Origin of the sequence: Micromonospora maritima, from assembly GCF_902825405.1 — a bacterium.
Lineage (GTDB): Bacteria > Actinomycetota > Actinomycetes > Mycobacteriales > Micromonosporaceae > Micromonospora > Micromonospora maritima.
In genome coordinates, this window is the sequence record NZ_CADEAU010000701.1 from 1 (window position 1) to 2302 (window position 2302).

At 74.9% G+C, this 2302-nt stretch carries 2 protein-coding genes; both read right to left on the reverse strand.

Going from position 1 to position 2302, the window contains the following annotated elements:
- The coding region (locus HUW36_RS31240; protein WP_174531363.1) for a type I polyketide synthase at positions 1–1485 on the reverse strand (1485 nt) is incomplete at its 3' end.
- A gap of 298 nt (positions 1486–1783) precedes the next feature.
- Positions 1784–2302 (reverse strand): acyl carrier protein (locus HUW36_RS31245; protein WP_174531364.1); only part of this gene is annotated, 519 nt, incomplete at its 5' end.

The following is a 2302-nucleotide window of genomic DNA, read 5'->3' on the forward strand; positions in this document are numbered from 1 at the left end:
GGTCGGCGACGGGCCGTCCCCGACGACCGCCGTGTCCGGCGCGACCGCCGCGGCCGGGGCGGACGACGGAGCCGGGGCGGACGACGGAGCCGGGGCGGACGACGGGGCTTCCTCGACGATGACGTGGGCGTTGGTGCCGCTCATGCCGAACGAGGACACTCCGGCGCGGCGAGGCTGCTCGCCCGGCGGCCAGGGCAGCGCCTCGGTCAGCACCGACACCGCGCCGGCGGTCCAGTCGACGTGCGGGGTGGGCGCGTCGACGTGCAGCGTGGCCGGGAGCCGGCCGTGGCGCAGCGCCATCACCATCTTGATCACGCCGGCGACGCCGGCGGCCGCCTGGGTGTGGCCGATGTTCGACTTCACCGACCCGAGCCGCAGCGGCCGGTCCGCGGGCCGCCCCTGCCCGTACGTGGCGAGCAGCGCGGTCGCCTCGATCGGGTCGCCGAGGCTGGTGCCGGTGCCGTGCGCCTCCACCGCGTCGACCTGCTCCGGGGCGAGCCGGGCGCTGGCCAGCGCCTGGAGCACCACCCGCTGCTGGGAGGGGCCGTTGGGGGCGGTGAGGCCGTTGGACGCGCCGTCCTGGTTGACCGCGCTGCCCCGGATCACCGCGAGCACCGGATAGCCGCGCCGCTGGGCGTCGGAGAGCCGGGCCAGCAGCAGCACGCCCACACCCTCGCCCCAGGCGGTGCCGTCGGCGGCGGCGGCGAACGCCTTGACCCGCCCGTCGGCGGCGAGCCCGCGCTGGCGGCTGAAGCCGACGAACGCGGCCGGGGTGGACATGACGGTGGCGCCGCCGGCCAGCGCGAGCGTGCACTCCCCCTGCCGCAGCGCCTGGCCGGCGAGGTGCAGCGCGACGAGCGACGACGAGCAGGCGGTGTCGACCGAGACGGCGGGTCCCTCGATGCCCAGCACGTACGAGATCCGCCCGGAGACGACGCTGGCGGCGGTGCCGGTCAGCACGTACCCCTCGACGCCGGGCGGGGGCGTCTGGAGCAGCGCCGCGTAGTCCTGGCCGGTGGTGCTGGCGAACACCCCGACCTGGTGCCCGCGCAGCGCCGTCGGGTCGATGCCGGCGTGCTCGAACGCCTCCCACGAGGTCTCCAGCAGCAACCGCTGCTGCGGGTCCATGCCGAGCGCCTCGCGGGGCGAGATGCCGAAGAAGCCGGCGTCGAACTCGGTGGCCGAGTCGAGGAAGCCGCCCTCGCCGACGTACGAGGTGCCGGGGTGGTCGGGGTCCGGGTGGATCAGCCGGTCCAGGTCCCAGCCCCGGTCGGTGGGGAAGGCGGAGACGGCGTCGGCGCCGGAGTCGACGAGCCGCCACAGGTCCTCCGGGGACCGCACGCCGCCGGGGAACCGGCAGCCGATGCCGACGACCGCGATCGGCTCCCGTTGCGCGGCCTCCAGCTCGCCGAGCTTGCGCCGGGTCTGGTGGAGGTCGGCGGTCATCCATTTCAGGTATTCCCGGAGGGTGTCCTCAGTCGCCATCAGCGCCACCTTTTCGGGCCGGAGAAACAGGCGACCCAATACCGTTCGGCGTGACCATGAATTGCACTGTCCCGCGCCCACCAGGTCTCACTTACGGTGAGGAAGGTAATTGTCCGCGGAGGCGGGTCACAACCCCTACGACGCCCCTAGGGCCGCCCCTAGCAGGGACGCCGTCGCGAGGTGCCCAGGCTGGGCGGGTGCGCCCGGGTCGACGGTCCGGTCAGCCCGGTCGCGACGGCCTGGGCAAAGCCGCCGCGACCGGTCCACCGAACGCACTCCACAATGGCGACGGAATGGTTCAGAATTCGCCGCCGGGGCCACCCAACTCGCGGTGGATGAAATCGAACAGCTCGGCGTCGCTGGCCCCGTCGAGGCTACGGGTCACCGGCGCCTGCTCCGGCGCGGACCGGTCGTCGCCCCAGCGGGCGAGGAACGCCTGCATCTGCACCAGCAGCTTGCGCCGGGTCAGCTCGTCCGGTGCGCCGGCGGCGAACAGGCCGTCCACCTTCTCCAGTTCGGCGAGCAGGCCGGTGGTGGCGGTGGCGCCGTCGGGCGCCAGCAGCGTGCTCAGGTGCCGGGCGAGCGCCAGCGGCGTCGGGTAGTCGAACACCACGCTCGCCGGCAGCGTGGCCCCGGTGGCGGCCCGCAGCCGGTTGCGCAGCGCCACGGCGGTCATCGAGTCGAAGCCGACCTCGCGGAACGCCCGGGCGGGACCGAGGTCGGTGGTGTCCGGCAGGCCGAGCACGGCGGCGGCGTGCCCGGCGACGAGGTCGACCAGGATGGCGTCCCGCTCCGCGTCGCCGAGCGGGCCCAGTCG